The sequence below is a fragment of the Streptococcus mitis subsp. hohhotensis genome, from assembly GCF_020089495.2.
Taxonomy (GTDB): domain Bacteria; phylum Bacillota; class Bacilli; order Lactobacillales; family Streptococcaceae; genus Streptococcus; species Streptococcus hohhotensis.
This window is the reverse complement of sequence record NZ_JAIRCA020000001.1, coordinates 185,418-191,951: the sequence shown is the minus strand read 5'-3', so window position 1 is coordinate 191,951 and position 6,534 is coordinate 185,418. Positions and strand designations below refer to the sequence as shown.

Genomic DNA, 6,534 nt, shown 5'->3' with positions numbered 1-6,534 from the left:
CTTCAACTACCCTATTCCAACGCCAAACTGGAAGCCACCAATAATCTCATCAAACTTATCAAGCGCAATGCCTTTGGTTTTCGGAACTTTGAAAACTTCAAAAAACGGATTTTTATCGCTCTGAACATCAAAAAAGAAAGGACGAAATTTGTCCTTTCTAGATATTATCTTTTCTTCAACCCACTACAGTTGACAAAGAGCCGAAAAAAATCCCACAAGAACGAATCCTGTGGGGAGATACACATTTTAGAAAAGCTTTCCTTTATTCTACTATTTTTCTTGTATTTTATCATTCAGTATGATAAAATACAAGTTTTTTGACAAAATAACCAAAAACTACTCGCTATCCCCTCTCACATCACCCTGCATATCGTTTGATATGCGACTGATAGTCCAGGGAAACTTCAAGGAGAACTTTTCTCTCATCCCCTATGCAGGTCATTTCTACTCTTATAGGCTCAATTTGACACTTTTCTTCTTCGAATTGCTCATATTCCTCCTGAATAGTGAGTTCAATTTATCCAAATTTATTTTTGTCTATTTTAATGAACACTTCCACGAAGATAGTCTGAAAAAGAAGCCGCCCCAATTTTCCTTCTCTTTTTAAGCATATTATTCCAGATATGATTGCCCTCTTGTTCAGTAATAAATTGCGCCTTAAAGGCTTCAACCAGTATATCTCCTGTTGTCATATGTTCTAAAGAAAATTCTTCTACATATGGTTTAACATCTCTTAGATTATTACTTCCTAATATCCCATTATGCTTTTTCGCTAAGGAAATAGAAGCCGCTTCTCCCTTACCAATAACCTTGTTACTATCATGATTTCTTGTTAAATCTCTATATAATGCGTATTCTTCAGTTCCAATGTCTATGCTCACAATCTCAGCTGAACCCTTAGCTACTAACTGGTCTATCCTAGATTTTAAATGGGGAATTGTAGGTATATTGATTTCATCATACACCTCTTGTGGAATAACAATTTTACCCGAATAGAGCTTTTCTAAAATATATTCAGTGCCAACCCATAAAAATGCTGAAATACAATCTGTATCAATAAATACACGACTAGTCAAACGACAACTCCCCCTCTTCATCTAGCCCATATACAATATCATATCTGAAAGCATCTAATAGCAGTTCCTCATACTTCCCTTGCGAAATTCTGTTATTTTCTAAAAGTTGTTCAGTCGATTTAATATAGTATCCTAATACCATTTCCTTTTTGCTTTCTGACAAAGGACGATATAAACTTGTATCATAGCCTAATCTTGAAGCTGTCTCTATAACACTAATATCCATATTTTTAATTTCTTCTGCATCAAGGTATCCATCATTCCTCAATCTATATAACATAGCTTTATGACTGATACCATAAAACTGACCCAATTTTATAATATCTTCTACTTCAAGATGAGTTCTATTGGCATTTTCTCTGATTTCCTCAACCATCCTATACAGTGAAGATGGGGAAATTAAAAAATAAGAAGCAAACTGATCCGCTTTTCTTTCAGTTTCATCTCCTTCACCAATCAAAATAAAACTGACTGAACTCTTCTTCACCTCATCATAATAAAGATGATACAGTTCATGTGCTAAAGAAAATCTTTGCCTTCCTAATGACATGTCTGAATTGATTACAATGAGACTTGACTGAGTTCCTTTATAACAGACTCCGCTAATATTCTTTCCGAGTCCATAAAATACCAGCGTCAAATTTTCTATCTTTTGTACCAATTTAAAAATATCTATCGGCGCTTCACCATCAGCTCCCAACTTTTTTCTAAGATTTGAAGCTTTATTACTTAAATCCATTTTATCAATCATTTATTTTGTCTCCAATAGCTGATCTATCTCAAATTGATTCAATACAATTTTATTGATTTTCGCTAAAACTTTAAGATCTTGGTCTACTATTTTATTTTTTCTAAACGATATTACACACTGTTGTTCAGCTTGTTCGCCAAACAAAAGATAGTCAACCGTACAGCAAAACAGGGCAGATAGTTTCTCAATAACATCCGACGTGATATTCCTTTCACCTTTTTCCATTTTGGCAATCATGCTTTGATTCAAAGACAAATATTCAGCAATCTTATCTTGAGTAAGATTTGAAGATATTCTAAGTTCTTTTATTCTTTTTCCAACATCACATACATTTATCATATTCATACACCTCTCATAAAAAGAATAGCACACTCTTGTCATAAAGTCAATTTTTTAAATAAAAAAAATATGACAAAACAAGGAAGCAATTTATTGATGCTGCTTAAAAATCTAAAATTGATGATAGTAAACCTATTTGATGAGTTCCTATCAAAAATCGTATCTTCAACCTCAAAACAGTACTTAAAGCTATCCGACTCGGTTTACATTGTCAAATTTAGATTTTATTTGAGCATAGCTTTCTAGTTTACTTTTTGATTTTTATTTAATATAGTAGCAAAAATTGAAGGAAATATCTCCACAAGAAAACGCATACTATTAAGCTTTTTCAAGACCTAATAATATGCGCTGTTCTGATTTGAAAGACATTCCATTATTATTTTACTGTTATCAAGCCTTCAGGCTCGACTGTAAATTCTGGTCTGTCTGCTATCGTGCCATCTTCTTTAAGGTAATACCAGCCATCATTTGATTTGACAAAGGCATTAGAAACCATGTCCCCATTTTGACTATCAAGATAGTACCAAGTCTCCTTGTATTTGATCCAGCCTGTTTTCATAGCACCTTCTCCATCGAAATAGTACCACTTCTCAGCGATTTTCTTCCAGCCTGTCGCCATTTCTCCTGACTGGTCAAACCAGTACCAGTTGCCGTCTGTGTGCTTCTTCCAGCGGTCTGCAAGCATATAGCCTGAACCGTCAAAGTAATACCAGGTACCATTGACTTTCTCAAACTTATCTTTTGGATAAGAACCGTCTTCGTACACATACCAGATGCCAGCATCGTTCTGTTGCCATCCTGCTTCAATCGTCAAGCCGTTTTCAATATCCTGCTTGAATTGCTCACGGTTAATACCCCATTTGGCAAGATAAGGATAGGGGTCAATGTGATCTGAGTTGTTGTCAGGTTGGTTATTGGTGCAATATTCGTGTGTCTTGATACCTGCTAAATCAGCAGTATCAAGCGTTTTAGGTATCCCAGCCTCGTCTGCTAGATTGCGCAAGAGTTCGATATAGAGACGATAGTCAATCAGAAACTCTTCTTTTGATTCATGGCTTTCAATCAGTTCAACTTGTGCATAACCTTCTGCATTCCAACCGCCCCCAACGTCCCAGGCACCATTATCAACAGGTCCTACCTGCATAACACGACCATTACCAACTACGTGAGAAAAGAAGCCCAATTCAGGATCTTTTCTGTAATGGTAGTCAGCCTCATTTTGAACCGTTGAGTTACGGTTGCCTGTGGAATGGGCATGGACTTGCCTATATGGTTGCACGCCAACTTGAGGCAAATCTGTTCTTAATTTACTCACATCAATTTCCATATTCTACTCCTTATCAATTAAAACAACTTATTTTTTACAATCCAGAACCAGAAACTCCTTTATCTCTACCTTACAAAGAAGACAATCTTAGTCACGATTAGGCTTGTAGATAGAACTTTAGAACGCACTATTTTGACACTGTAAATAGGACTGACAAGGTCTGCATTCTATCTACAATAACACCCCAGACTAAAAAGCTTTTCAAAAGTATATTTTTACAGTCTCTATATGTCCTTTTCATAAATACTATACTTTATTATATCATATAAAAGAAGTCAAAAGTCTGTTAAACTATTTTCAAGACCAAACTAAAGATGACAGCACAAGTTTTTTCGATTTTCACTAGAGGAAATGGATTTTATTAGCAAATACAGCTAGGATACTACTTTACCTGCCAAGATTTCCTTGCCTTCTTTTATCAAGGGGTGACGGAAAAGCGAAAAGTACAGTTGGATGGTCATGGCAACCCAGATAAGGGGTTCGCAAAGGATAACTCCCTTATATCCTGCCCAAGGGATAATCAAGACCACAAAAGCGATTTTCCCAATTAGTTCTATAAAGCTAGAAACCAGCGGAAGGATTTTTTGCCCCAAACCCTGCAAGCAATTGCGATAAATCAGCAAAAGACTCAAAATAGGATAAAAGGCTGAACTGATTTGCAAGTAGAGACTACCATTTTCTACCAAGTAACCATCCGACGAACTAGCCAAAAAAGAAACCAAGGCTGGACTGGCAAAAAAGAGGAATACACAAACAAAAACTGCCCAGGACATACTTAAACGACTGCCGATTCGAAGACCTTGGACAATGCGGTCTGGGCGCTTAGCACCTAAATTCTGAGAAGCAAAGGTCGTCATCGAAGCAGAAATAGCGGTCATAGGAAGAAGGGCGAAAGCCATAATGCGTCGAGCTGCCGTCTGGGCACTAATAATTACGGCACCAAAAGTATTGACAGAAGACTGTAAAATCACACTGCCGATGGACACAATTGAACTCATCAAGCCCATAGCCAAACCTTGCTCCAGGAGATCCGCGTACAAGGTCTTGTTCCATTTGAAATGCTTGAACTGAGGCAAAAGTTCTGGAACACTCTTACGAATATAGTAAAAGCAGAGAACCGCTGATAAGCCTTGCGAAATGATGGTAGCAAGTTCCGCGGATTGAACTCCCAGTTGCAGTTGCGTAATAAAATAGAGATCCAGAACCACATTAACCAAGGCAGAGAAAATCAGAAAACCAAGCGCAGCCAGACTGTCCCCAATAGATCGCAATAAGCCTGCAAAGAGATTATAGGCAAAGCTAACACCGACACAGGTTACAATCATAGATATATATTGATAAGATTGAGGAAGAATTTCTGCAGGGGTAGCCAAGTACTGTAAAAGAGGATACAAGCCAAGAAAGCCCATTAGCATGACCACAATACTTAAAAGAGCGCCTAAAATCCAGGTGGCTGCTACTGCCTCCTTGATTTTAGTAAAATTCCGAGCCCCATAATAGCGGGCAATGACAATTCCCATGCCATTGCCAACACCAAGAGTAAAACCTACAATCAGGTCAAAAATCGCTGTCGTCGCTCCTACTGCAGCCAAGGAATCTTGACCCAGAAATCGCCCAACAATCAAGACATCAGCAGTATTATAGAGCTGTTGAAAAATATTTGATAGCAAGATTGGGAAGGCAAAACTCAAAAGCGAGGGAAGAATCGGACCATGTATCAGGTCCACTGTTCGTTTTTTATTCATAAGGCTATTATATCAGCTTTCGAAAGGAGCGACAAGAAACAGCAAACTATAGATGATTTAAAAACTTGAATCAAAAACCAAAAAAGCAGCGGATTTCTCCACTACTTTGACAACTTATTCTTCAATTTCGATTTCAAGCTCATCGCCTAGGTCAAGAGTTACTTCTTCATTCACAGAATCCGCTTGAACTGCTTCTTCTTTTTTGCTTTCAGCAACTTCTTCTCCATCAATCAAACCAAATTGAACACGGACTTGATGGTCAATCTCATCAAAGACTTCTGGGTTATCTGCCAAGTATTTCTTAGCATTTTCAGAACCTTGCCCAATTTTCTCATCCTTGTAAGAATACCAAGCTCCTGCTTTTTTGATGATATCCAAATCGCTTGCGATCTTCAAAAGTTCACCAGTCTTAGAAATCCCTTCTCCGTACATGATTTCAACGAAGGCTTCCTTAAATGGTGGAGCCACCTTGTTTTTCACGACCTTGATCTTAGTTTCTTTACCGACATTGGTATCTTTTTGGTCACCAGTTCCCTTTATTTGTGTACTTCCACGAACATCCAAACGCACTGAAGCGTAGAATTTCAGAGCACGTCCACCAGGAGTTGTTTCTGGATTTCCAAACATGACACCAACTTTTTCACGCAATTGGTTGATAAAGATGGCAATTGTTTTGGTTTTATTGATAGAAGCACCAAGCTTACGCATGGCCTGGCTCATCATACGAGCCTGCAAACCAACGTGGCTATCTCCGATATCTCCATCAATTTCCGCACGAGGTACAAGGGCAGCAACTGAGTCGACCACGACAAGGTCCACAGCACCTGAGTCAATCAATTTTCCTGCAATCTCAAGACCTTGCTCTCCTGAGTCTGGTTGCGACAAGAGCAATTCGTCAATATTGACACCAAGGGCCGCAGCATAAGCTGGATCAAGGGCATGTTCCGCATCGATAAAGGCAGCAATACCACCTTCTTTTTGCGCTTGCGCAACTGCATGAAGGGCAACTGTTGTCTTACCAGATGACTCCGGTCCATAGATTTCGATGATACGTCCCTTAGGATAACCACCTGAACCAAGGGCGATGTCAAGAGCCAAAGAACCTGAGCTCATCACTTGCACCTTTTGCTCGGCACGTTCACCCAAACGCATGATTGATCCTTTACCAAAGTCTTTCTCAATCAGTTTAAGAGCGTCATTCAAGGCTTTTTCACGTTCAGCCCCGAATTTTTTTGAAATTTCATCTAATTTTTTTGGTTTTTTCGCCATTCTATTCTCCTACATTCTAATGGTCCT

The 6,534-nt window shown here is 38.4% G+C and carries 6 protein-coding genes and 1 pseudogene; 1 reads left to right on the top strand and 6 read right to left on the bottom strand.

Features of this window, described 5'->3' with window-relative positions; genetic code table 11:
• Positions 1–162: pseudogene (locus tag K4Z77_RS01005) on the top strand (transposase); the annotation flags it as partial.
• A 380-nt stretch (positions 163–542) separates the two neighbouring features.
• On the opposite strand, the gene K4Z77_RS01000 reads toward K4Z77_RS01005, so the two are convergent.
• The 6 genes from K4Z77_RS01000 to recA all read right to left on the bottom strand — a co-directional run bounded on the left by K4Z77_RS01000 (position 543) and on the right by recA (position 6,507).
• Positions 543–1,076 (bottom strand): PIN domain-containing protein, encoded by a 534-nt coding sequence (locus K4Z77_RS01000; protein ID WP_474104197.1) that lies wholly within the window; start codon positions 1,074–1,076, stop codon positions 543–545.
• On the bottom strand, positions 1,069–1,815 hold the full coding sequence (locus K4Z77_RS00995; RefSeq protein WP_343236525.1) for an ImmA/IrrE family metallo-endopeptidase: 747 nt from the start codon (positions 1,813–1,815) through the stop codon (positions 1,069–1,071). The genes K4Z77_RS01000 and K4Z77_RS00995 overlap by 8 nt, the downstream gene beginning before the upstream one ends.
• Positions 1,816–1,827: 12 nt before the next feature.
• Positions 1,828–2,172 carry a helix-turn-helix domain-containing protein gene (locus tag K4Z77_RS00990; RefSeq protein WP_050086717.1) on the bottom strand — a complete coding sequence of 115 codons (345 nt, stop codon included), beginning with the start codon at positions 2,170–2,172 and terminating at the stop codon, positions 1,828–1,830.
• Between the two features lie 370 nt (positions 2,173–2,542).
• A complete protein-coding gene (locus K4Z77_RS00985; RefSeq protein WP_224218173.1) occupies positions 2,543–3,493 on the bottom strand; it encodes an N-acetylmuramoyl-L-alanine amidase in 951 nt (316 codons plus the stop codon).
• A gap of 374 nt (positions 3,494–3,867) precedes the next feature.
• Complete coding sequence (locus tag K4Z77_RS00980; protein ID WP_224218172.1) at positions 3,868–5,238, bottom strand: MATE family efflux transporter; 1,371 nt, start codon at positions 5,236–5,238, stop codon at positions 3,868–3,870.
• A 114-nt stretch (positions 5,239–5,352) separates the two neighbouring features.
• Entirely contained in the window at positions 5,353–6,507 is a 1,155-nt protein-coding gene (gene recA / locus K4Z77_RS00975; RefSeq protein ID WP_224218171.1) for a recombinase RecA, read from the bottom strand.
• Positions 6,508–6,534 lie beyond the last annotated feature (27 nt).

What these genes read in the sequence shown, in the direction of transcription:
- K4Z77_RS00995 (WP_343236525.1), bottom strand. Translation starts at nt 1,815, where the DNA reads ATGGATTTAAGTAATAAAGCTTCAAATCTTAGAAAAAAGTTGGGAGCT.
- K4Z77_RS00990 (WP_050086717.1), bottom strand. Translation starts at nt 2,172, where the DNA reads ATGAATATGATAAATGTATGTGATGTTGGAAAAAGAATAAAAGAACTT.
- K4Z77_RS00985 (WP_224218173.1), bottom strand. Translation starts at nt 3,493, where the DNA reads ATGGAAATTGATGTGAGTAAATTAAGAACAGATTTGCCTCAAGTTGGC.
- K4Z77_RS00980 (WP_224218172.1), bottom strand. Translation starts at nt 5,238, where the DNA reads ATGAATAAAAAACGAACAGTGGACCTGATACATGGTCCGATTCTTCCC.
- recA (WP_224218171.1), bottom strand. Translation starts at nt 6,507, where the DNA reads ATGGCGAAAAAACCAAAAAAATTAGATGAAATTTCAAAAAAATTCGGG.